The 1,293-nt window shown below is 41.5% G+C and carries 1 protein-coding gene and 1 pseudogene; both read right to left on the reverse strand.

Annotation, left to right across the window (positions count from 1 at the left end):
• Nucleotides 1–254 (reverse strand): annotated as a pseudogene (locus A3761_RS19420) (hypothetical protein); the annotation flags it as partial.
• Between the two features lie 242 nt (nucleotides 255–496).
• Nucleotides 497–1,293, reverse strand: a 797-nt coding sequence (locus A3761_RS19430; RefSeq protein ID WP_156491962.1) for an AMP-binding protein, incomplete at its 5' end; no start/stop codon positions are given.

Raw genomic sequence — 1,293 nt, forward strand, 5'->3', positions numbered from 1 at the left:
TTTTCGGTTGGATTCGCTTCATCATCACCAAAATAGCTATCTAGTGCCGCTATTCCGAAATACCAGAATACGATTGTTGTCCATAACCATAGGCCATTTCCTGTTGTAACCGCTAGATAACATGATCCGATAGGCGCTAAAGGTAAAATCAGCGAAATGATGTAAGCGTATTTTTTTAATGACATCCAGGTGGTGATTTCACCCTCGCTTTGAGAGCGCGGGACCGAAAGCATTGCTGCCGCTTCTTTAGACATGAGATTTTCTCCGTTATTGTTAGTAAAACAATCTTATCGGGAGACGCAGGCCAGGGTTATGGCCCTAGGTGTCATGTCACAGTCAATTCGTGTCGTTTTAGTGGAACGAAAGCATATTTCAAACAAAAAAAGGGTGCCATTTGGGCACCCTAAAAACCTGAATAAATATCAAAACATAGCTAACCGAAATCTATGGCAAAATCACGGGGCTCGTTTTGTTTGATGACTTTGTTTAAAGTCATTTAGGAAGCAGGTCTCAGCTCCCTTCGCAGTATTTTCCCAACAGTTGATTTAGGCAATTCTTCTAGTACGACCACTTTCTTGGGAACCTTATAAGCGGTCAGCACTTTGCGGCAGTGTTCAATAATTTCTTTTTCTGTTGCTTCATTTTTTAGTACAACATAAGCACATACTTTTTCACCTGAAATGTCATCAGCTTCACCAATTACGGCTGCTTCTAGAATTTGCGGAAAACTGGTTAATACTTCTTCAACTTCATTTGGATAGACGTTAAATCCTGAAACAATAATCATATCTTTTAGACGGTCAACAATTTTTAGCTTACCGTCATCAGTCCATTCGCCCATATCACCCGTTTTGAAAAAGCCATCTTCAGTTAATGCCTTTGCGGTTTCATTTGGCATATTCCAATAACCACTCATCACTTGAGGGCCTTTAGCGACGATCTGTCCGCGACCTTCAGATACGGGTTGATCGTCATCATTCCAAAGCTGAATTTCTGTATCAGAAAGAGGTGTCCCAACTGTGCCTATTTCTTCATTGCCAGGTTCATTAAGGCAGAGGACCGGAGATGTTTCTGATAACCCATAGCCTTCAGAAATACTGCAGCCTGTTACATCTTTCCATATTTCACTGGCATTAGAGGTTAAGGCAGTTCCACCCGAGACGGTCAATCGCAGTGCTGAAAAATCTAGCGCTTTAAATTCTTCCTGCATACAAAGACCGACGAAGAGAGTGTTGATCCCTGATATGCCGGTAAATTCGAAAGGTTTGATGGCATTAATAAAGGCGTTAAGAT

The sequence above is a fragment of the Oleiphilus sp. HI0123 genome, from assembly GCF_001635315.1.